The organism is uncultured Roseobacter sp. (assembly GCF_947501835.1).
Classification (GTDB): domain Bacteria; phylum Pseudomonadota; class Alphaproteobacteria; order Rhodobacterales; family Rhodobacteraceae; genus Roseobacter.
Window position 1 is genome coordinate 63,871 of record NZ_CANMXR010000012.1, and the last position, 21,491, is coordinate 85,361.

General features: G+C 58.8%; 23 protein-coding genes. 12 read left to right on the plus strand and 11 right to left on the minus strand.

The window, feature by feature from the left end:
• Positions 1-97: 97 nt before the first annotated feature.
• The gene (locus Q1A20_RS21105) at positions 98-754 is read right to left on the minus strand and encodes a hypothetical protein (RefSeq protein ID WP_299918556.1); all 657 of its coding nucleotides are present in this window, start codon (positions 752-754) and stop codon (positions 98-100) included.
• A 53-nt stretch (positions 755-807) separates the two neighbouring features.
• On the opposite strand from Q1A20_RS21105, the gene Q1A20_RS21110 reads away from it, so the two are divergent.
• Positions 808-1,518 carry an endonuclease/exonuclease/phosphatase family protein gene (locus Q1A20_RS21110; RefSeq protein ID WP_299410105.1) on the plus strand — a complete coding sequence of 237 codons (711 nt, stop codon included), beginning with the start codon at positions 808-810 and terminating at the stop codon, positions 1,516-1,518.
• On the opposite strand, the gene Q1A20_RS21115 is transcribed toward Q1A20_RS21110, so the two are convergent.
• From Q1A20_RS21115 to Q1A20_RS21125, 3 genes are all read right to left on the minus strand, one after another.
• Positions 1,508-2,347, minus strand: coding sequence for a universal stress protein (locus Q1A20_RS21115; RefSeq protein ID WP_299410106.1), 840 nt, complete (start codon positions 2,345-2,347; stop codon positions 1,508-1,510). The two genes, Q1A20_RS21110 and Q1A20_RS21115, sit on opposite strands and share 11 nt — an antisense overlap.
• A gap of 56 nt (positions 2,348-2,403) precedes the next feature.
• Positions 2,404-2,889, minus strand: a complete 486-nt coding sequence (locus tag Q1A20_RS21120) for an Hsp20/alpha crystallin family protein (protein WP_299410108.1) — start codon at positions 2,887-2,889, stop codon at positions 2,404-2,406.
• A 162-nt stretch (positions 2,890-3,051) separates the two neighbouring features.
• Positions 3,052-3,726 (minus strand): helix-turn-helix domain-containing protein, encoded by a 675-nt coding sequence (locus Q1A20_RS21125; protein ID WP_299410109.1) that lies wholly within the window; start codon positions 3,724-3,726, stop codon positions 3,052-3,054.
• Between the two features lie 172 nt (positions 3,727-3,898).
• Between Q1A20_RS21125 and Q1A20_RS21130 the strand changes: the two genes are divergently transcribed.
• On the plus strand, positions 3,899-4,672 hold the full coding sequence (locus Q1A20_RS21130) for a response regulator transcription factor (RefSeq protein ID WP_299918560.1): 774 nt from the start codon (positions 3,899-3,901) through the stop codon (positions 4,670-4,672).
• Here the strand turns inward: Q1A20_RS21130 and Q1A20_RS21135 are convergent.
• Entirely contained in the window at positions 4,639-6,192 is a 1,554-nt protein-coding gene (locus Q1A20_RS21135; RefSeq protein WP_298975372.1) for a PAS domain S-box protein, read from the minus strand. The genes Q1A20_RS21130 and Q1A20_RS21135 overlap by 34 nt on opposite strands.
• Positions 6,193-6,321: 129 nt before the next feature.
• Here Q1A20_RS21135 and Q1A20_RS21140 point away from each other — a divergent pair, with 129 nt between their 5' ends.
• From Q1A20_RS21140 to Q1A20_RS21150, 3 genes are all read left to right on the plus strand, one after another.
• Entirely contained in the window at positions 6,322-6,759 is a 438-nt protein-coding gene (locus tag Q1A20_RS21140) for a host attachment protein (protein ID WP_299918562.1), read from the plus strand.
• Positions 6,760-6,796: 37 nt separating this feature from the next.
• A complete protein-coding gene (locus Q1A20_RS21145) occupies positions 6,797-7,243 on the plus strand; it encodes a universal stress protein (protein WP_299918564.1) in 447 nt (148 codons plus the stop codon).
• A 74-nt stretch (positions 7,244-7,317) separates the two neighbouring features.
• Positions 7,318-8,355 carry a hypothetical protein gene (locus tag Q1A20_RS21150; protein WP_299918566.1) on the plus strand — a complete coding sequence of 346 codons (1,038 nt, stop codon included), beginning with the start codon at positions 7,318-7,320 and terminating at the stop codon, positions 8,353-8,355.
• On the opposite strand, the gene Q1A20_RS21155 is transcribed toward Q1A20_RS21150, so the two are convergent.
• Entirely contained in the window at positions 8,343-10,919 is a 2,577-nt protein-coding gene (locus tag Q1A20_RS21155) for an HAD-IC family P-type ATPase (protein ID WP_299410116.1), read from the minus strand. The genes Q1A20_RS21150 and Q1A20_RS21155 overlap by 13 nt on opposite strands.
• Positions 10,920-11,050: 131 nt before the next feature.
• Here Q1A20_RS21155 and Q1A20_RS21160 point away from each other — a divergent pair, with 131 nt between their 5' ends.
• Positions 11,051-11,404, plus strand: coding sequence for a phasin family protein (locus tag Q1A20_RS21160; RefSeq protein ID WP_299410117.1), 354 nt, complete (start codon positions 11,051-11,053; stop codon positions 11,402-11,404).
• Here the strand turns inward: Q1A20_RS21160 and Q1A20_RS21165 are convergent.
• Genes Q1A20_RS21165 through Q1A20_RS21185 form a run of 5 tightly spaced genes read right to left on the minus strand, consistent with a single transcriptional unit; the run spans position 11,401 to position 17,912 of the window.
• On the minus strand, positions 11,401-13,053 hold the full coding sequence (locus tag Q1A20_RS21165; protein WP_299410118.1) for an alpha/beta fold hydrolase: 1,653 nt from the start codon (positions 13,051-13,053) through the stop codon (positions 11,401-11,403). The genes Q1A20_RS21160 and Q1A20_RS21165 overlap by 4 nt on opposite strands.
• Entirely contained in the window at positions 13,050-14,261 is a 1,212-nt protein-coding gene (locus tag Q1A20_RS21170; RefSeq protein ID WP_299410120.1) for an HlyD family efflux transporter periplasmic adaptor subunit, read from the minus strand. The genes Q1A20_RS21165 and Q1A20_RS21170 overlap by 4 nt, the downstream gene beginning before the upstream one ends.
• Before the next feature lie 3 nt (positions 14,262-14,264).
• Positions 14,265-16,628, minus strand: a complete 2,364-nt coding sequence (locus tag Q1A20_RS21175; protein WP_299410121.1) for an FtsX-like permease family protein — start codon at positions 16,626-16,628, stop codon at positions 14,265-14,267.
• A gap of 6 nt (positions 16,629-16,634) precedes the next feature.
• Positions 16,635-17,342, minus strand: a complete 708-nt coding sequence (locus Q1A20_RS21180; protein WP_299410123.1) for an ABC transporter ATP-binding protein — start codon at positions 17,340-17,342, stop codon at positions 16,635-16,637.
• 57 nt (positions 17,343-17,399) lie between these two features.
• Positions 17,400-17,912 carry a hypothetical protein gene (locus Q1A20_RS21185; RefSeq protein ID WP_298975384.1) on the minus strand — a complete coding sequence of 171 codons (513 nt, stop codon included), beginning with the start codon at positions 17,910-17,912 and terminating at the stop codon, positions 17,400-17,402.
• Between the two features lie 118 nt (positions 17,913-18,030).
• Here Q1A20_RS21185 and Q1A20_RS21190 point away from each other — a divergent pair, with 118 nt between their 5' ends.
• The 6 genes from Q1A20_RS21190 to Q1A20_RS21215 all read left to right on the plus strand — a co-directional run bounded on the left by Q1A20_RS21190 (position 18,031) and on the right by Q1A20_RS21215 (position 21,480).
• The gene (locus Q1A20_RS21190) at positions 18,031-18,699 is read left to right on the plus strand and encodes a Crp/Fnr family transcriptional regulator (RefSeq protein ID WP_299410127.1); all 669 of its coding nucleotides are present in this window, start codon (positions 18,031-18,033) and stop codon (positions 18,697-18,699) included.
• Between the two features lie 84 nt (positions 18,700-18,783).
• The gene (locus Q1A20_RS21195) at positions 18,784-18,996 is read left to right on the plus strand and encodes a DUF2892 domain-containing protein (protein ID WP_299410128.1); all 213 of its coding nucleotides are present in this window, start codon (positions 18,784-18,786) and stop codon (positions 18,994-18,996) included.
• Between the two features lie 3 nt (positions 18,997-18,999).
• Positions 19,000-19,431, plus strand: a complete 432-nt coding sequence (locus Q1A20_RS21200; RefSeq protein ID WP_299410129.1) for a YeeE/YedE thiosulfate transporter family protein — start codon at positions 19,000-19,002, stop codon at positions 19,429-19,431.
• A gap of 3 nt (positions 19,432-19,434) precedes the next feature.
• Entirely contained in the window at positions 19,435-19,884 is a 450-nt protein-coding gene (locus tag Q1A20_RS21205; RefSeq protein ID WP_299410131.1) for a YeeE/YedE family protein, read from the plus strand.
• A 273-nt stretch (positions 19,885-20,157) separates the two neighbouring features.
• A complete protein-coding gene (locus tag Q1A20_RS21210; protein WP_299410132.1) occupies positions 20,158-20,778 on the plus strand; it encodes a glutathione S-transferase in 621 nt (206 codons plus the stop codon).
• A gap of 33 nt (positions 20,779-20,811) precedes the next feature.
• Positions 20,812-21,480 carry a cupin domain-containing protein gene (locus Q1A20_RS21215; protein WP_299410134.1) on the plus strand — a complete coding sequence of 223 codons (669 nt, stop codon included), beginning with the start codon at positions 20,812-20,814 and terminating at the stop codon, positions 21,478-21,480.
• Positions 21,481-21,491: the final 11 nt, after the last annotated feature.

Genomic DNA, 21,491 nt, shown 5'->3' on the forward strand with positions numbered 1-21,491 from the left:
AAAATCCTCTCGACGGTTGCCGTTTCAACCTGTGAGGAGGATGGGTCAGACCCGCGCACAGCGATTGAGATTGATCAATCCCGCGCCCGGTTTCAGATCATTTTTTCATGCGATCCCGGGATTTTCGATAGAGGCGTTTGTTAAGCTCGATGAACTGCCCAAGGCTGCGGCCCAGCAAGCCGGTGGGTTTGCGCAGCAGGTAGAGATAGCCGGTGATGCTCGCAATGGCGCTGCCTACGGCGTTGATCATCAGATCGCCCATGGTGTCATCCAGCCCGGATTTCTGCATGTTCAGGCCGAAAGTCTGGTCCATCAGATACTCGAAGATTTCCCAGACCGCGCCGATCATCATGGCAACGCAAAAGGTCACGAATGCAACGGCCGAGGGCGGGGCGGCAAACCGGTCGCCTTCAAACAGCATGAAAACAAAGAGGAACCCGGTCAGACCAAAACCAATGGCGGAGAAAGCGTGCAAGGCCAGATCCCACCACCACAGCCGTTCGTAGAAATCAAACGCCTCCCCAAGGAAAATGGAGGCAAAGAAAAAGACGGTTGTTGCGAGCAGGAAGGGCACCGGCAGCGTCAGCGACCACCGGGAGGCGAGCGTCGGGGGCACCAGTGACAGCGCCAGTGTTGCCAGGGTGACAAAAGCCAATGACCACCGCGCAAGGCCAAGAGCGACAAAGACTGCGAGCAGCAACATGGCCCAGATGGTCAGCATGACTGGTGTGAAATTTTTCCGGTCTCGTATCATGACCTTGCGTCCCCGACGTTAAAAATCCGCTCCCCGATCCCTATATATGCACGATGACGGAAACCGTAATACGCATCGCCAGTTACAATATTCGCAAGGCGCGTGGCCTCGACCAGAAGCGGTGCCCGGAGAGAACCCTGAAGGTGATCAACCAGCTGGATGCCGATATCGTCGTGCTGCAGGAAGCGGACCGGCGGATGGGCATGCGCAAACCGGCCATCCCCCGGGCGCTGATCGCGGCGGAAACGGATTTCACCATCGCAGAGGCCAGCACAAATGGCGTCAGCCTGGGCTGGCACGGCAATGCCGTTCTGGTGCGCGATGCCACAAAGGTGTTGAATGTCGCGCGGTTGTCCTTTCCCGGGTTGGAGCCGCGCGGGGCCGTCCGTGTGGATCTGGATGTCGGTTCCGGCGTCAGCATGATTGCCGCGCATCTAGGGCTGCGCCGCCGGGACCGTCGCGCCCAGCTGGGCACGCTGTGTGACGCATCAAGAGATAGCGCGCATACCGTGATCGCCGGGGATTTCAACGAGTGGTCACATCGCCGGGGGCTGGAGCCATTGCAGGGAAGATTTGACACCTACGCGCCGGGTCGAACATTTCACGCGCGTCGGCCGCTGGCGGCGCTTGACCGCATAGCGCTCAGCAAAGGGATAGAGCTGCGTGACGCCGGTGTGGAGCAAGGTGATCTGGCCAGACGGGCATCCGATCATCTGCCCATCTGGTCCGATATCGCAGTCCCGTCAGCCGCGGCTACTTGCTGAACATCACCGGCAATCGCGAATAGCGCAGCAGCGCATAGGTCGTCGCCCCGATCACGAAATCATAGGCCTTCGAGTGACCAAACGCACCGGTGACGATCAGGTCGGCCCCTTTCTCAAACGCCACCTGGTTGAGCACGGCTGCAATGCCTTCGCCCCCTGTTTCGCGGTGCTCCAGCGTTGGTTTCAGCCCATGTCGTGAGAACATCTCTGCCACATCGATCCCATCCGCATCCGCCATGGGATCTTGCGACACATCTCCGACACGTAACACAGTCAGGGGCGCGCCCTCATCAGCAACGGCCAGCAGATCGTGCGCCGCACGAGCGGCTTCGCGCGTATCGCTCCATCCGAGCAGGAGGTTCGCCCCGATGGCCGGTCCGTCATAGCCCAGTGGCACAACAATGACCGGCCGCCCGCTTTCGCGAATGACCTGCGTTTGTGCCTTGCGCTGATCGTATCTGTCTGCTTCGTCGTCTTCATGCGCCATGATCACCAGATCGGCGGCACGGGCACTTTCGACCATGCGCTCATTGGCGGAGACGGCTTCGGCCCGCACCAGACGGAATTCGCTTTGAAAATCCTCGTTCTCCGTGTGCTGGGCGAAGGTTGCCTTGATCGCTTCGGCTTCCTTTTTCTGACTTTCGTTGAAGGCGGCAAAGGCAGGTTCAGGAATGTGAATTGCGATCCCGGGATAGACCACCAAAGCCTCGACAGTGTGTAGCCCGATCAGATGCGCATTGTGCTTGCGCGCCAGGGGAACGGCCAGTTTCATCAGCGTTTCCGCGTGGGCGGTTGTTGTCAGGCAAACGAGAAGTGTCTTGAGGCCCATTGTATTCATCCTTTGGTTCTTTAGGGCAGGGGCGCCGGGGGACGCCCCTGCCAGTTTCAGGTCTTCTTGATATCGATTTTGTGGAAATCGGCCTTGGCAGCTGCTGGTTTGGCGATGCGCAGTTTCAGAATGCCATCCGTGAATTTCGCCTCTACCGCGCCGTTTTCGGGCGAAAACCCGAGCGGGATCTGACGGCGGAAACTGCCATATCGGCGCTCGATGAGGTGATAATTGTCTTCGGTCACCTCGTGATCGGCGCTTTTTTCACCCTTGAGCGTCAGCACATCGCCGGTGATGGATGCATCAAGGTCTTCCTCCTTGACGCCCGGGATTTCGGCGCTGATTTCAACCGCGTCCTTCTTTTCCACCACATCGATGGCGGGGAAAACCGATGCCGCGAATGTGGCCTGCGCCCCGGTGTCCGGCATCGGGAAGCCCGTGCGAAACTGGTCAAACAGGCGGTTCACTTCCTTTTGGAAAGACGGAAAGAGGGAGGACCCGTCTGCGTCAGAGCGCAGCTCGGGCAGGAATTGGCGTGACATCACAAGTCTCCTTTCTGAAAACCCGACACGGATTTGTGTCGTCGATGTCCTAGCAAACCGTTGTCTGGGCGGCATTGATTCCGATCAATCAGCCAGCGAATCCTCGACCCATGATGCGTCCAGCCTCATACGCGGGGTTCTCCTATTTTAAAGGTGTGCCCGCTACTCGCGATCTCCGAGAGACAGCGCCAGCAATGCGGTGGGTCGCAGGATGATAACCGTGTGGATGTTGTCGATCGCGATGATCTTGCTTTTGCGCAACTGGGTGAACGTACGGCTGACCGTCTCCGTTGTCAGACCCAGGAAATCGGCAATGTCGGTGCGGCTCATGGGCAGCTCGACATGTCGGTATGCGCCGCAGTCCCGGCCAACACGGTCCGAGAGAACACAGATGAAAGAGGCGACCTTTTCAATGGCCGATTTGCGCCCCAGCATCATGAAGTGGTCTTGCATGGCGCTGATTTCGCGCAATGCGGCCTGCAGCAGTTTCTGATGCAGCTCCGGATCGCCATCACCGCATTCCAGGCTGGATCGGCGGTATGGCTGCAGGCGCGCGGTGACCAGCACGTCGCAATCGGTGTGATGCAGTCCATCGGAGGGAAATCCAACGATATCGCCGGGGTACCCGAACGAAATGACCTGACGGCGACCGTCTTCCAGCATCCGAGTAAGACGCAGGACGCCGGTAATGACCTGATAGAGCCACACCACGCTGTCGCCTTCGAAATAGAGGTATGAACCGGCTTTCAGGCGCGCCTCAGCGGGAATTGTATGGGCATTTCGGAGCGGGGTGACGTCGGCATTTGCGGATGGTTGAGTTGGAATCGTCACGTACATCCGTCTAAGCCCCTAATGACTGAGCGGGCAACTTGGACAGGCTGTGTAATTTAACTTACTCTGTGTCTGCACGGTTTTGTATCATTTTGTATGAAGCACGATCTGGCATTGAACATGCGCATGAAATTGTTGTGAATAGAGGGCGGCTCGACCGGAGCCGGAGACGCCTGTAATGACAGATCAAACAATCCTCGTCGTTGAAGACGACAGCAAAATCAGAACTCTTTTGCGCAACGTGATGGAAGACGAAGGGTATTCTGTGCTTGAGGCGGATTCCGCCGTGGATGTGCTGGAGACGATCAAATCGACGCGAATCGATCTGATCACGCTCGACATTCATCTGGGCTCTGAGAATGGTCTCGAACTGGCCAAGGAAATTCGGCGCATCTCGGATATTTCGATCATCATGCTGACCGGCAAGGGCGATGTGATAGACCGCGTCGTCGGTCTTGAAGTCGGGGCAGATGACTACATCACCAAGCCGTTTCACGTCCGCGAAGTGATTGCGCGGATCAGAAGTGTTTTGCGCCGGGCAGGGGATAAATCAGCGGCACGTCAGGACGCACATGCGCCCGGAACCCATGATGCGGCAGGGGGTACGCATTTTCGGTTTGATGGCATGACAGCCTTTCCCGACCGCCTTGAAGTGCTCGATCGCAAGGGTCTGGATTGCCGTCTGACCAGCGGTGATTTCAAACTTTTGTCGGTGTTTTTGCAGCGCCCCAAGCGGGTGCTGTCGCGGGACCAGTTGATGGATCTGACCGGCGGTGCGGAGTGGAGCCCGTTGGATCGCACGATCGACAATCAGGTCGCCCGTCTGCGCAAGAAGATCGAACGTGACCCGTCCGATCCCAAACTGATCAAAACCGTCCGCGGCGTCGGTTATACATTTGCCTGCGACGTGCAGACCGTTCAGCCATCCGATCCGCCGGCCAAAAGCGCCTGAAGCCTGATCGCCAAATCGGTCTGGCGATAGGGCTTGTGCAGGATGTCATAAATCCGCCCGTGCGCCATGGCGTCTGTGACCACATCGCTGGCATAGCCTGAGGTCAGCAATACCTTGAGCTTGGGGAATTCCGCATTCACTTTGGCGGCAAGATCGTATCCGTTTAATGTGCCTGGCATGACCAGATCCGAGAACAGAACATCCGCGCGCATCCCGTTTTTCAGCATCCGGTAGGCTTCATCGCCATTGCTGGCTTCGGCTGTTTCAAACCCCAGATCGCGAATACGCTCCACCGACAGTTTGCGCACTTTCGGATTGTCTTCGACGACCAATACGGTCTCGCCGCGGCCGCGCGGGGATAGCGCATCGTCTCGTTCCGCCGCCTCCTGCCCATCTTTTTCGGTCTTGGTGTTGGAAAGCGCCGGGAAATAGAGGCCGAAACTGGTGCCATGGCCAAGCTCGCTATAAAGCGTGATATGGCCTCCGGATTGCCGGACAAATCCGTAAACCATGGCCAGCCCAAGGCCGGTGCCGCCACTGGCAGCCTTGGTCGTGAAAAAGGGTTCAAACGCTCTTTTTTGCGCTTCGACGGTCATGCCCGCCCCATCATCGCTCACCGACAGCCTGACGTAGTTGCCGTGTTGGATGTCGGTTTCCTGCGCCATATAGGTGTCGTCGATGGTGACGTTGGCAACCGATACGAGCAATTCGCCCTTTGCTCCCATAGCGTCCCGAGCGTTCAGCGCCAGGTTCATCAGCGCGGATTGGAGCTGCACCGGGTCGATCATCACGGCGTTCAGTTCCTTGGCAAAGTCGGTTTTGATGCGGTAGGTAGCCCCAAGCGTCCGTTTCAGGATCGACAGCGTGTCTTCACAAAGCTCCCGCAGGTCCGCCTTGATCGGTTTGAGGTTGCTGCGCCGCGCAAAAATCATCAACCGTTCGGTGAGATCCGCCCCCAGTTGTGCTGACTCCAGTGCGTCCCGGATCAGCGAGGCCTGCCGGTCGTTTGCCCCGCGCATTTCCAGCAATTCCAGGTTGCCAATGACGACCGTCAGCAGATTGTTGAAATCATGGGCGATGCCGCCGGTCATCTGGCCGATGGCATCCAACCGCTGGGATCTGGCCAGGGCATCCTGGGTGGCCGAGCGATAGGTCAGATCGTGCAGAATGCCGATGAACCTTTGTTTGCCCTCAACCTCCGCTGACCCGACCGAGATGTGCAGCGGGAAGACCGATTTATCCTTACGCTGGCCCTCGACATCCCGCCCGACACCGATGATGCGCTTTTCGCCGGTGTCCAGATAATGCGCCATGAAATCGTCGTGCAGTGAGGCGAGCGCCTGTGGCATCAGGATGTTGACGCTTTGGCCAATCAGTTCAGAGGCCTCATACTGGAAAAGCCGACACGCCGCTGGATTGACCCGCACGATGATACCGGCGTCATCCGAGATGATCATGGCATCAACCGCCGCCTCCAGGATGGCGTGTAAAAGGGCGCTGTCTTGAGCTTTGCTGTCCATAATCACTCATTTCCCAAACGCGAGCCTGCCAAATGGTTATCGATCGGCGCAAGCCTCAATTGATATTCGTCAAAGATCTCCGCCTTCGATCTGCAAAAAAGTGCTGTGAGAGGTGTTTGGGAGACAGTGATGAAGCCAGTGGTGACATGGGTTGTTCTGGCCAACGCACGGGCTGCGCGTGCGCTTGAAAACCGCGGCCCCGGCAAAGGGCTGGTGGATCTGAACGGCATGAATTGGCTGGCTGAGCCAGCTACGGTGCCGCGTGACAGGGCGGGTGTCGGGCACAGCAGCGCGGGACCGGGTATCTCGGCCGTTGAACAAAGCGATCCGCAAATTCACGCCGACAAGAGGTTCGCACAAATCGTATCTGAAAAACTGTCAAAAGCGTTCACGGCCAAGAAGTTCGACAGGCTGGTCATTGTTGCCGGGCCTCGGATGATGGGGTTGATGCGCAGCAGCCTCGATCATCGGGTTCGCGCCAGTGTGACCGGTGAGATTGCCAAGGACCTGTCAGCACTGCCCCTGGATGTCGTCGAAACGCATCTTGGGGAGATCATCGTTGTCTAACGCCGCCCCGGCAAATTCCGCGAAAGGAAGTGATTGAATGTTCAGACAAATCATCGTCGGTCTCGACGGTTCGGAGAAAGCCAAAAAGTCGGCGCAAATTGCCTGCGATCTGGCAAAGCACTACGCAGGCAATGTGACATTGATCCACGTGCCGCATGCTGAATCCGCAGCCTTCATCGTCGGCGAGGTTGCGGGGTATCACGCGGCGGTGTCGCATCCGAATTTTGCAGAGATTGAAAAGGCAGGGCAGCAGATTCTGGATGAGGGCCTGAAAATTGCGTCGGATATCGGGTGCAAATCTGTTCAGACACACATGCCACACGGCGACGCAGCAACCGAAATCCTGCTGCACGCGGATGAGATTGGTGCCGATCTGATCGTCACCGGCAGGCGCGGGTTAAGTGGTATTTCCAGCCTGATCCTTGGCAGTACCACACAGAAAATCAATCGCCTGGCGAAATGTGCCTGCTTGTCAGTGGCCTGAGATCGGACCCCGGCGCACCGCCACCTGATACCCATTGTTCCTGCCAGTTCACCTTCCGGATTTAGGCACCAAGTATGCACATCCCGGCCACCACCCTGACCCAGAGTATTTTCTGTTTCGCTTTTTGCGCCGCCATTGTCTGGTTCTCAGGGGCGCGCCTTGCCTATCTGGTCGATGATCTGGCGGACCGCTTCAAAATGGCCAAATCGTTGATGGGGCTGCTCGTGCTGTCACTGGCCACGTCCTTGCCGGAGGTCGCAACGACCTTGAGTGCGGCCATACAGCAGTCCAGAGATCTGGTTTTGAACAACCTCTTCGGCGGCATCGCGCTGCAGACCGCCATTCTGGCCATGTCGGATTTCTGGGCGCGCGGGGCCATCACCAGTTATCCGCGCAAGGCCAACCACGCTTTGGAAGCCACCTTATTGGTGTTCTTGCTCTCCGTGGCCCTGATCATCGTCAATCTGGGCGAGACCTTCGTGCTGTGGGGCGTCGGGTTGGGCAGCTGTCTGATCGCATTGCTTTATGTTGCGGCGATCTGGCTGCTGCGCCGCTATGACGCCAGCAGCGATTGGGTGCCGGTGGATTTACCGGATCCCGACCCATTGCCTTTTCCAGCGCCTTCCGGTCTGGCCGAGTCCGGGAATGCTTCCTTGATTTGGCAATCCCTCGCCGCTTGCGCCGCGATTTTGCTGTTTGGTCTGCTGATCGTCGTCTTTGCACAGCGCATTGCGGATCAGTCGGGGCTGGGCACCGGGTTTGTGGGCGTCACGCTTTTGGCGGCGGCCACCTCATTGCCGGAGCTGACCACCAGCATCACTGCAGTGCGGATTGGGGCCTATACCATGGCGATTTCAAATATCTTTGGTAGCAATCTGATCATGCTGGTGCTGGTTTTCCCCGCCGACATCCTCTTCCGCGCGGGTCCGATCCTGCAGGGGACACCGCCGATGGTCAGTCTGGCGTTGTCCTTCGGCATCGCCGTTACCGCGATCTACCTCATTGGACTGATCGTGCGTCGCAAGCCGAAACTGGGTTTCGTCGGCCTTGATTCAATCCTCGTTCTGCTCACGTTTCTGGCCAGCATGGCCGCCTATTATTACGTGCGCTGACCCCGCGCCAACAGTAGTTTCAGCGCTTCGGGAACAATCAGTATCGGCAGGGCAAAAATGGCGATCCACTGCCATTCCGCCGCGCCGATGGGGACCGTGCGCAGCAGAACCTGCAGGGGTGGCCAGTAGACTGCTACGATCTGCGCGCCAAGGGTCAGTGCCAGGGCGGCCAAGAGAAACGGATTGCTGAACCAGCCGATGCGCCAACAGCTCAGGCGTATGGACCGGAAGGCAAAGACACTGATTTTCTCGAAAACAACCATCGCGGTGAAAGCCGTGGTGCGGGCCAGCTCCACCCCCTGATCCAGCAGGTGAAAGAATATCCATAAACTGGACAGACCGGTGTAAAGCCCAAGCAGGATGATGGTGGCCACGCCGCTCAAACCAAGGATCGCGGTGTGTTTGTCCCGCGGTGGCTGTTGCATCTGATCGGGCTCCGCCTTCTCCAGACCCAGCGCCACTGCGGTGACGCCGTCCGTGACCAGGTTCATCCACAGGATTTGCGTTGCAAGAAAGACCAGCGGGCCCCCAATGGCGATATTGACCACCAGGGCGATGACCTCACCGGCGTTGGATGACAACAGGTAGCGAACGAACTTCTGGACGTTGGAAAACTGTCGCCGACCTTCGCCGATGGCGCGCACGATGGTGGCGAAATTGTCATCCAGCAGCACCAGGTCAGAGGCATCGCGGGCCACGTCCGTGCCCCTGATCCCCATCGACACACCGATATCGGCCTGCTTGAGGGCAGGGGCATCATTGACCCCATCGCCGGTCATGGCAACGATCTGTTGCTCGGACTGCAGGGCCGCGACGATCCGCATCTTTTGCTCAGGCTTGGTGCGGGCAAAAAGCACATCGCCGCGCAAAATGTCGCGCAGCACCTTGTCATCAAGCGCATCCAGTTCCGCACCAGTGAGGTGCCGCGTGACCTTGAGCGACAGCTGATCCGCAATGGCGCGGGCCGTAATCGGGCTGTCCCCGGTGATCATGGTGATGTGAATGCCCGCCGACTTTGCCGCGGCAATCGCGTCCCGGACTTCCGCACGCGGTGGATCGATCAGACCGACCAGACCCAGGAAGGTCAGGTTGCTTTCGGTCAGTTGCTGATCGGGGGCATCGCGGCGCGCCAGCGCGATGACGCGCAGCCCGCGACTGGCCATATCGGCATAGGCCTGCGTGATGGCGTCATGATCCGCCTCCTGCATGGCGCGCGCCCCATCGTGAGTGATGATGTCGCTACAGATTTCCAGTATCTGTTCCGGCGCGCCTTTGGTCAGCACCGCCGTACCGGTGGGCGATTGGTAGAGTACGCTCATGCGTTTGCGCGCACTGCTGAATGGAATTTCAGCGATCACGCCCCGCTCGTGGGGCAGCGCGCACCAACCCTTATAGGCCAGTGTGATCAGCGCACCCTCGGTGGGCTCCCCAACCATCGTCCAGGTGGTCCCGGTCTGATTGAGGCGGGCGTGGCTGCAGGTAAGCCCGGTCTGCAAGAGTGCGCCCAAAACGGGGTCGTCCGTCGCGCGCAGCCTTTCGCCCCCTGTTTCGATATGACCCGCGGGATCGTAACCTGTGCCGGTGACGTCATAGGTCCGGTCGATGGTCCAGATCTGCGTGGCCGTCATCTTGTTTTCCGTCAAGGTACCGGTCTTGTCGGTACAGATGACCGAGGCCGCGCCCAGCGTTTCGACGGCCTGCAATCGCCGTGCCAGGGCATTCTGGCGCACCATGGCGGTGGCGCCCAGAGCGAGCGTGATGGTGACAACGGCGGGCAGGCCCTCGGGGACCATTGCCACCGACAGCGACAGCCCCGTCATGACCATTTCGACCAGTTCGCGGCCAAGCGCGATGCCAAGCCCGGCCACGGCGGCAGCCACCAGAAGAGCGGCAAGGCCCAGCTGGCGCGCCAGATGGCCCAGCTTGTTCTGGAGGTTGGTGGTTTTGGTCCCGACCGAGCCCGTCAGGTGCGCAATCCGCCCGAATTCGGTGCCGGCACCTGTCGCGGTCACACGCGCTTCAGCACGGCCGGCGGTTACGGATGTGCCTGCAAAGACGATGCTGGCCTCCTCCGCAAGTGACTTTGTCACCGGCATCGATTCACCGGTCAGAATGCTTTCATCGACCGTCAGGTCAGAAACACGGATCAGCGTGGCATCTGCGGCCACGCGCGCCCCGGGGGACAGAACAAGGATGTCGCCGGGCACGATCTCTCGTGCCGGGATCAGTTGTTCCTGACCGTCCCGCACGACCATGGCCTGTGGGGACAGCAGCTTGCGCAGAGAGGTCAGGGCGGTTTCGGCCTTCCATTCCTGCACAAACCCCAGGATCGCGTTGAGCAGGACAACAAGGCCAATGGTTGCGGCGTCAATTCTTTCTCCCAAGGCGAGCGCCACTGCCGCCGCGATGATCAGAATGACCACGAGGAAACTGGAAAACTGCCGCAAGAAGACCCGGAAGGGGCCGATGCTCGCCGCGGCGGGCAATTCGTTCCATCCAGAGATTTGGCGCGCTGCCAGGACCTGATCCCGGGTCAGCCCGGCTGCTTGGGTGATGTCAGACAAAACGAACCTCCAGCAGAAAACACTGGCTCTGGTATCCTGCTCCGGCGCGGTTCGATATTGAGCAATGTCAAAGAGAGTTGGAGAAATTCAGCCTATACTCGACGCATATCCCAGATAGCAAAGGATGAGACATGGCGAACAAATCCGAGACGCAGACATCGACAAAGGACGCAGCCCCATTTGGCGCGCTGGCGCAGCTTCAGGAAGCTGGCTTCGGCAATATGGTTGGCATGAGCACTGCCTGGATGGAAGCGATGGGTGACATGGGTGCGGAAGTGGCTGGCTTTATTGCCGAGCGGATCAAGGAAGATGTGAAGACGCAGCACAAGATGCTGCATTGCAAGAACGTTGGCGAGCTTCAGCACATTCAGGGTGAGTTCATCCAGAAAGCAATCGATCAGTATCAGGCCGAAACCGGCAAGCTGGTCGAGATGAGCACAAAGGCCTTTGCGCCCGAGGCCAACGGCGAAAAGAAGAAGTCCTAGCCAAAGACGTAGCGCCCCGGCGCTGCGTCCAAGGTTTGCACAAGCGACGGGTGGTGGTCCTTCGGATCGCCACTTTTGCTTTTCAGCCAGTCGCTCCAATGGGTCCACCAGGAGCCGTCCTGCGGTGTTTGTCGGTCAAACCAGTCTTGTGCCGTGATGTGGGTGTCCCCCTCTGTCTTGTGGCCGCACCGGAAATGCCTGCCGGAATGGCCGGGCTCTGACAGAATGCCGCCGTTGTGCCCGCCGTTGGTCAAAACGAATGTGACATCCGTATCGGTCAGCAGCGACAGCTTGTAGACCGATGTCCAGGGGGAGACATGATCGGTTTCGGTCGCAACGCAGTAGATCGGACAGCGGATATCCGTCAGCGCGACAGAGGATCCATCCACCTGAAACCGCCCCTTTGCGAGGTCGTTTTTCAAAAACAGGTGTCGCAGGTATTCCGAATGCATCCTGGCAGGCATGCGGGTGGCATCGGCGTTCCATGCCATCAGCGGGTTGTCCGCCGTGCGTTCGCCCAATAGGTAGTGCCGGATGACGCGGCTCCAGATCAGGTCGTTGGAGCGCAAGAGCTGAAACGCCCCCGCCATCTGGTCCGCTTTGAGATAGCCACGCATGGCCATCATATCCTCAAGGAAGGCGACCTGGCTTTCGTTGATGAAAAGACCAAGCTCGCCGGGATCAGAGAAATCCACCTGTGACGCCAGCAAGTTGACAGTGCGCAGGCTGGTGTCGCCATCGCGCGCCATTGCTGCGGCTACGATCGACAACAAGGTGCCGCCAAGGCAGTAGCCGACCGCATGAATATGTTCCGCGCCAAGGGATTTGATCCGGGCCATGGCCGCCCGGACACCAATATCGACATAGTCCTGCATGGAAAGCGCGGCGTCCGTATCATCCGGGTTTTTCCACGACATGATGAAGACCTCAAAGCCCTGATCGCGCAAATAGGCCACCAATGACCTTTGGGCGGTCAAGTCCAGAATATAGTATTTCATGATCCAGGCGGGCACGATCAGGATCGGTTCCGGGTGCACCTGCGCGGTCGTCGGGCGGTACCGGATCAGCTCCATCAATTCGTTGCGCATGATGACATCGCCCGGCGTGGTGGCGAGGTCTTCGGCAACGCAGAAGGTGCTCGCGCGGCGCGGGGACTTCGATATCAACCGGTTGAAGTCTTCGATCCAATACCGCGCCCCACGGATCAGGTTTTGGCCCAGCTCCTCACGCGTGCGCTCCTGTACCTGCGGATTTGTGGCCAGAAAGTTCGCCGGCGACCACATGTCGATCCATTGCCGCATTGCGAAATTGACGATCTGGGCGTGTTTGGGATCAACCCCTGGCATGTTGGTTGTGGCCGCGTCGCACCAGTTTTGCGCCGCCATGCTTGCCTGAGCAAAGAGGTTATAGGGATAGGTGGCCCAGGCGGGATCGGCGAAACGCGGGTCCGTTGCCGGATCAAGGTCAGGGAAGTTTGTCAGGCCCAGCTTCAGCAATTCTGTCTGTTTGTCGGGGGAGGCCAGCAGATGCAAAGACCAATCGAGGTAGGCCGTTGCGAGGGCCGCAGGGGACAGCCCTCCCGTCCACTGGCCCAAGGCCGCGTGCCACCGCGGATCAAGGCCGCGCTCTTTGGTTTCTGTTCCGCTCATAGCTGTGATCTTTCAACAAGGCTGACACCGGCGGAAATCGCGTCGCTGGGGTGGGTCACCACACGCTCGCCCGGTTCCAGACCGGCCTGCACCTCGGTCATCTGCCCATTGCGCCGCCCGAGTGTGACGTTGCGCATTTCGGCAATGCCATCGCGCGCGACAAAGACCGCCCACGCCGTGCCATCCCGGAACACGGCGCTGAGGGGCACCTGCAAAACGTCCTCTGCGTGCCACTCGACAATCCGGAGGAAAACCGAGAACCCATCGCCGAGATTGGACCGCTCCTCCTGCGGGCTTGTCAGTGTGAAATAGGCGTCCACGCGCTGTTCCTCGATGCCCAGAGCTGAAACCTTGGTGCGCGCCTTGGGCTCAATTCTATCAAGTTTGGCCTGCAGGACATTGGGCCCGCCCCAGCGTTCCACATAAGCCAGCGCACCGGGTTCCAGCCGGACGGCATCGTTCGACAGGATGTCGGCGACAAGTTCCAGGTCATCCGGATCTCCGATGCTGACCAGCGGCGCACCGATGGTAACCGGGCGTTCGCTCATGGCGGAGACGGAGAGAATGACCCCGTCCGCCGGCGATGTCAGCTCAATACAACAGTTTGATCGCGCGCTTGCCGTGGCTTCGGGGTCCAGAAGGCTCGCTCTGGCGCGTCCGATCACCCCTTCGGCCATGTCAATGCGCGCCTGCGCCGCGTCAACGGTTGCAATTGCGACGGCGAGCCTCTGGCTGTTGTCTTCCAACTGGGTGATTGAGGACACACCGCGGGCCACCAGTGCCTTGGTGCGGTCAAACTGGGATTGGGCAAATCGTTTGGTTTCCTCCGCCTGCTTCAGATCGGCCTGTGCCACGTGGCGTGAGGCGAGGGCCTCCTGCAATGCCGCCTCGGCCTGCAGGCGCGACCGCGTATCCAAGAGCGCAGAGGAGGAGGGTTGAACGACGGCAACAACCGTCTCGCCTGCGCGGACAGCATCGCCCACCTCCACCGGAGACCGCAGCGCAGTGCCCGCGATGGGGGAGGCCACCTCGTAAAGATCGCGCACCTCGGTTTCGCCATCCGCATTGATGGTGATCTCAAGCGGGCCGCGCGTGACCTCTGCCAGATCAACCGGAACGGGGTCTTCGCGAAAACTGACATAGGCCAGCCCGGCGACAACAGCGACGCCAAATCCAAGCAAAAGGGTGGTACGTGTAGAATAGGCCATGGTTCATTCCCGTGTCTTCATGACAGCGACGAGGTTCAATCGGTCCAAGCGACGGCGCACGATCATCGCCGAGGCAAAGGCGGCGCAGAGCACGACGAGGCTGCCGAGCGCAAATGTGTCGGGTTTCAGCACCAGCGGGATCGCGTAAAGGTCGCTGGTAAAGGCGTTTGTCATGGCGTTGGCGATCCATGCGCCGATCAGCCAGCCAACGGGCTGGGCCATAAGGGCGATCAGCATCATCTCACCGACGAGGATGTAGGAAACCTCGCCACGGTCAAACCCAAGGATGCGCAGGCTGGCAAGCTCGCGCGCGCGCTCTGAAAGCTGAATACGCGCGGCGTTGTAGGTGACGCCAATTGTGATCAGCACGGCGATGGCGATGTAGATTGAATTCATCACCGTGACGTTCCGGTCGACCGTTTCTTCAAACGACCGGCGGTTTTCATTCATTTCGATGATCCCGGTAATGCCGGGTATCTCCTTGATTTCTAGGTGCAATGCCGCGGTGTATCGGTCGTCCAGGGTCATGTTCGCGGTCGAGATGCGTGGCGCCTGGCGAAAGAGGGCGTTGAGGAATTCCAGATCCATGTAGGCCCCTAGGCCAAAATGCTGCTCCACCAGCCCGGTGACCAGCAGCGGATAGGTGCCGCGTCGACCGCTGAGGAATTCCGCGCCGATGGTGTCACCGCTTCGCACGTCAAGTTGTCTGGCCAGCCGTTCGGAGAGCAGAATGCCACCCGGGGGCGCGGCAATGGGTTGTCCTTGCGCATCCAGCACACGACTGAGATCGGTGCCGGGGCGGCGGGCTTCGACGGCCAGGCGTTTTGACCGGTGCCCATGACGCAGCACAGCCGTATGGAATTGCTGGCTTTCGGCCTGCAGCACGCCGGGCAGCCTGCGTATATCTTCCAGGGTTGCTTCGGGCAGATCCTCATCGAAGATCAACATCGCGTCCTGCCGGTTGGTCTGATAGAAGGCCAGGTCAACGATCTCATCCAGAGCGTCATTGATGAAGATGGAGGCGATGACCGAGGCAACCGCCAGCGCCAGCCCCAGCGACGTCAGAAAGCTGCGCAGGGGCCATCGCAGCAGGCTGCGCAGGATCATGATCGTTGGCTGGGTCAGTCGCAAGCTGACCATCGCCTCATCGATCAGGGACCGTTTGAACCGTGGCGGGGCAGGGGGCTGCATTGCAATTGCAGGCGCGAGCTTTGCCGCCTTGAGGGCGGCCTGTGCAGCCCCAAGGCATGTGGTGGCCAACCCGGCCAGACCAGCGGCGGCATAGACCCAGTAGGACACGCGAAAAATCACGAAGGGGAAATTGAAGAATTCCGCGTATTGCAAGGCGGTCGTACGGGCCAGCGCCGTGCCTGCGATCCAGCCCAGAATGACGCCGACCACCGCGATCAGACCCGCCAGCATCAGGTAATGCAGGCAAACTTCTGTCTTGGAGTAGCCTATGGCCTTCAGCAGCCCGATTTCGCTGCGTTCCAGCGCAATGATCCGGCTCATCACCATGCTGACCAAGAACCCAGAAATGCCAAAGAAGATCGGCGGGAGGATGGCCGCCATCCCCTTCAACTGGTTGATTTCGGCATCAAGAAACGCATCGGATTGATGGGTGGTGCGGTCATAGGCACCCAGCCCGCCATAGGGTTCCAGCAGATCGTCGAGAGCATCCATCACGGGCTCGGCGGACGTGCCGACGGCCAAGGCGATGGCCACGTCATTGAAGGCGCCCTCCATATCGAATGCGGCGGCGGCGGCGCGTTCAGACATCCAGATGATCCCGAAGGAAACATTGTCCGGCATCAGGGCACCGGGCCCGATGGTATAGACAAACTCCGGCGACAGCGCCGTGCCGACGATGGTCAACTCGCGTTTCTGACCCTTGAGATTGGCACTGAAGCGGTCACCAAGCTGAAAGCCGTTGGCCTGCGCAAAGGGCGCATTCACCACAACCTCGCTGGTCACCACGGGATCGGGAAATCTGCCCTGAACCAGCAGCGGCACATTCAGGACCGGATCGGCGTTTTCCGGGTAAGACAGGATCCGTCCTACCGCGATCTTGGTCTGCGCCGGAATGTCCAGAATTGCATAACCCGCCACCCGTGCTTCGACGCTCAGCACACCGTCAATGCGCGTAATTTCCGAAAGCAGTGAGAGCGGCGCACGGGTGGCATGCACAAAGACATCCGCAAACCTGTTGCGTTCGTAGTAGGCCGTGCGCGTCTCTGACAAGGCTGTGTACATTCCCACGGAGGTCAGCAGGATCGCGACACCACAGGCCAGGACCAAAGCGATGGCCACCGCCTGTATCCACAAGCGTTTGAAATCACGTAGCAGCTTCTTGTCGATTGCCTGCACCGTCGGTCACCACGCAATCTCGGAGGGCGCAAGCCGCTCGGTGTTGACCCGGGTTTCGCTGATCTTGCCGTCCTGGAAAAAGATCACCCGGTGCGCCATGCGCTGGATTTCGGCGTTATGGGTGATGACAACCGTTGTGGTGGCGAACCGCTCGTTGATGTCGCGCAATACCTCGAGCACCTGAACGCCGGTGGTGCTGTCCAGCGCACCGGTGGGTTCATCGCACAGCAATATCTGCGGGCGTTTGGCGATGGCACGCGCAATGGCCACGCGTTGCTGTTCGCCGCCCGACATCTCGGAGGGGAAGTGATCCATGCGTTTGCCCAGGCCCACAAGGTCCAGGGCTTCGGCGGCGGGCATCGGATCAGGGGCCACATCCGTGACCAGCTGCACGTTTTCGCGGGCGGTCAGGCTGGGGACCAGGTTGTAGAACTGAAAGACAAACCCCACATGATCGCGGCGGTATCTGGTAAGACCACGATCGGACATATCGGTCAGTTCCGTATCCGCAAACCACACCCGGCCATCCGTCGCATGATCGAGACCGCCCAGGATGTTGAGCAGCGTGGATTTGCCACTGCCCGAAGGGCCGAGCAGGACCGCCAGCTCACTCTTGTAGAGCTCAAGGCTGACGCCATCCAGCGCATAAACCTTCACCTCGCCGGTGTCATAAACCTTGGTGATGTCTTCGGTTCTGAAAATGATCTCGGGCACGCATGTCTCCTGCTTTTTGCGTGCTACAGGATGGCGATGTGCGGCGATTGATCGATCTCAATTCGCGACCGAGGAAGTTTGGACCTCTGCCAGATCTTTCAGAAACCGTTCGATAATACGGCCTTCCTGTTCGGTATCCTCCAGAGAATTCGCAACACAGGCGGTTGCTGCAAAACTGCGGCCCAAATCCTTTGATCCGGCCGCATAGGCCTTGGCAGGGGGTGAATGTGCGGCGTTGGTCAGGAAAAGCGCGACGGTGTCGGGCAAGTCGATGTCGCCTTTGAGCAGCGCCCGGAGCGGTGTCGCGGGAAAGGACGTCCAAACCGGCCCGCATAGGATGATCCGGTCAAACCCGGCAAGAGACGTGAACGCCTGTGGTGCCAGACGGTGGTTTTGCATCAGGCTGTCGAACCCTGCCCGCATGTAGCCGAAAACGCCATTTGCATAGGCTGGCGCCCCGATCTCCAGCAGATCGCTGTGCAGCGCCTGTGCCAGCTTGGATGCAATACGTTTGGTATGTCCGGATCGTGAATAGAAAACGACACCGGTTTTGGGCAGGTCTTGATCCATGCGAAGTCCTCCAGTGAGATTAGGGTACTTCTGGCAGGCTGCGCCGCGTATATGTTGATAAATGTCAAACACGCAGCGTGAAAACAGGCGTATCAGAACCGGAAAATGGACAAGGCAGATGCTGACAGTACCATCATGGAGAGCGAGTTTTCCCGGGCTTGCGGGAATATCCGAGGATGTCTCGCGTCTTTTGGATAAACGGGCACAGGCCATCCAGTTGAAACAGGGCACGGTGATTTTCGGGCCGGGTAATCCTGCTGAAAACCTGCTGTTGCTGATGTCCGGGACGGTGCGGGTTCAGCAGTTGTCGGAAGCGGGGCGGGAGATCGTCCTGTACCGTGTGCATTCCGGGGAAAGCTGTGTGCTGACGACGGCCTGTCTTCTCGCCTTCGAGGATTATTCCGCTGAAGGGATCGCGGAAACCGATGTCGAGGCCATTCTGATCCCACGCGATGCCTTCGATGAGTTGATGGCGGTGTCCAAAGATTTCCGCGCCTTTGTCTTCGAGGCCTATTCCAAGCGGATTACCGATCTCTTTCTGGTGATCGAAGAGATTGCCTTCAAGCGACTGGACATTCGCGTTGCGCAAAAGCTGCTGGAACTGAAGGGCGCGCAAAACACATTGCATCTTACGCACCAACAGCTGGCCATCGAATTGGGGACAGCCCGGGAGGTGATCTCGCGCCAACTCAAAGAGTTCGAGCGCCGGGGCTGGCTTGGCCTGGGCCGCGGTGTCATTGAACTGCTGGACGCGGTCGCGCTTGGACGTCTTGCCCAAACACCCTGATGCATCCGCCGTGTGACTTTATCACCGACGCACCCCGACCAGAAGGTGCATGGTGGTCAAAAGCAATCAGTGATGGAGATGGAAATGACTGCAAATTTGGGAAATCTGGATCGTGTCGCCCGCGTAATCCTCGGGCTGGCGCTTTTCATTGCGCCCTTGCTCAATGTGCCCGCCATCTGGTCCAGCAGCATTCTGGCCTATGTCAGTATGGCGGCTGGTGTTGTCTTTGTCGCAACCGCCTTTTTCCGGTTCTGCCCGCTTTACCGGTTGCTTGGCGTCTCAACCTGCAAGCTCTGAGGGATGGAGACGTCGTTTACACCATTCTTGTCGCTCAGCGGTGGGTTGATGATTGGCCTGGCTGCCGTGCTGCTGATGTGGCTGCGCGGTCGGATCATGGGCGCAACAGGCATCCTTGCCGGGGCGCTTATGCCGAACAACCTTGATGATTGGATTTGGCGGGTGATGTTGCTGGCCGGTATGCTGTGCGGCCCTTGGGTTTATTTTGCCATCACCGGGCAGCTGCCAGAGATCAATGTGCAGGTACCCACCGGCCCGCTGATGCTGGGCGGGTTTATCGTGGGCGTTGGCGTGACGCTGGGAAGCGGGTGCACCTCCGGGCATGGTGTCTGTGGATTGGCGCGTTTATCACCCAGATCCATGGCTGCGACCGGAACCTTCATGCTGACCACCGGCATCACGGTCTATGTGGTGCGGCACATGTTGGGGGCATAGCACATGCGCAACTTTCTGACATTCCTGATTGGCGTTCTCTTTGGGACCGGGATAGCCCTATCGGGCATGGCGAACCCGGCCAAGGTTCTGAACTTCTTTGATGTCGCTGGTACATGGGACCCCAGTCTCGCATTCGTCATGGGCGGCGCTGTGTGTGTCACGTTTCTCGGCTATCAGATTGTGCTGAAACGGTCGGCGCCCGTATTCGAGCCGAGATTTGAGATGCCCAAGCAGCATGCGCTTGATCCACGGCTGATTTTGGGTGCGGGTCTGTTCGGTATCGGCTGGGGGATTGCTGGTTTTTGCCCAGGGGGTGCTTTACCAGCATTGGGGACGTTTAACGCAAGTGTGGTCCTCTTCGTCGCAGCGTTGATTGTTGGCATGCTGGTCACGCGTTTGGTTCTGGGCAGGCGGCTGTTACGCGCTCGCCACGCGCAACAAAGCACGTCATAGCGAAAGAGTTATAATTCGCATTATGTAAAATATTTATGGAAGGTGTATTGTTTTATCGATCTGTTCGGTCCGGTGAGTTCTCTCATCAGCATTCGTATCCATTGCGTTGATAACAGTCCCAGCCTTCTGCCAATCGCCGTGTTTACGGGTGTCTTTTGCCCAATATGAAATTCACAAATCAGAGATGTCAAAAACCGGGCAAAATTTTCTTGACCATTTTTCTACCTAATAGTAGGTAGTCATTTATTGAAACCATTACTGGAGTACACTCCCATGAAAATCTACGACGTCGAAGGCTTCCCGAACCCGGCGCGGGTGCGCATCGCGCTGGCGGAAAAAGGTGCAACAGACAAAGTGGAATTTGTCCCGGTTGACGTTATGGGCGGTGAGCATCGCACCGACGCTTTCAAAGCCAAAAACCCTGATGCGGGTGTTCCATGCCTTGAGCTGGCGGATGGGAGCCACATTTCTCAATGCACCGCAATCACAGAGTATATTGACCGCCATTTCGAAGGCGCTTCGCTGACCGGGGAAACACCAAAGGAACGGGCGCAGATTTCCATGATGAATTTGCGTGCTGAGAACGGCTTGCTGAATGCCGTTGGTACCTATTTTCACCATGCAACGCCAGGACTGGGGCCTGATCTTGAAACCTATCAATGCGCTGAATGGGGCAGCAAACAGAAGGAAGTGGCGGGCGAAACCATGACTTACCTGGATGAGGTTCTGGCCGACAACGAATATCTCGCAGGGAATGCCTTCTCGATTGCCGATATCACGGCCTTTGCAGGACTGGCGTTTGCCGATCTTGCTAAGGTAGAAATCCCTGAAACCCTGTCCAACCTGATCGCCTGGCGCGAAAAGGTCGCCGCCCGCCCCAGTATCGCTGGGTAAACGACACTTCCACTCACGTCGAAAGGACGACAAATGGAACTGAATGCGAATTTTAACGAACGTGTGGTTGTTCACTCCGATCAGCTTGACTGGCATGCGTCACCGATGCCCGGTGTGGACCGGCGCATGCTGGACCGCATTGGCGTTGAAGTTGCCCGCGCAACCACCATCGTGCGCTATGCACCGAACAGCAAGTTTTCCGCGCATACCCATACGGGCGGCGAAGAATTCATCGTCTTGGAAGGGGTGTTTCAGGACGAACATGGCGATTTCCCCGAAGGCACTTATGTGCGAAATCCGCCAACGACCTCGCATACGCCAGGGTCGGAACCGGGCTGCATAATCTTCGTGAAGCTGTGGCAGTTCGACATGGAAGATCGCACCCAGTTTCGCAAGAATATGGCGGAAGAGCTGTCGGCTCCTGTGAACGGTGTGGCGACCGCTGAGCTGCACCGCGACGAACGCGAGACGGTGACCTACAGCCACATAGATGCCGGTGCGACACTTGAAAATGCGGATGCAGGCGGCATCGAAATGTTGGTGATCGCCGGGTCCGTTGTGGAGAGCGGCGATACGCTTGGCAAAGGCGCATGGCTGCGCTTGCCGGAAGGCGCAACGCTGTCTGCCGTCGCCGGGGGCGAAGGTGCAAAAGTCTGGATCAAAACCGGTCATTTGCCGCACGCCCAGCCTCCTGCCGTTTGATGGGCCACGGT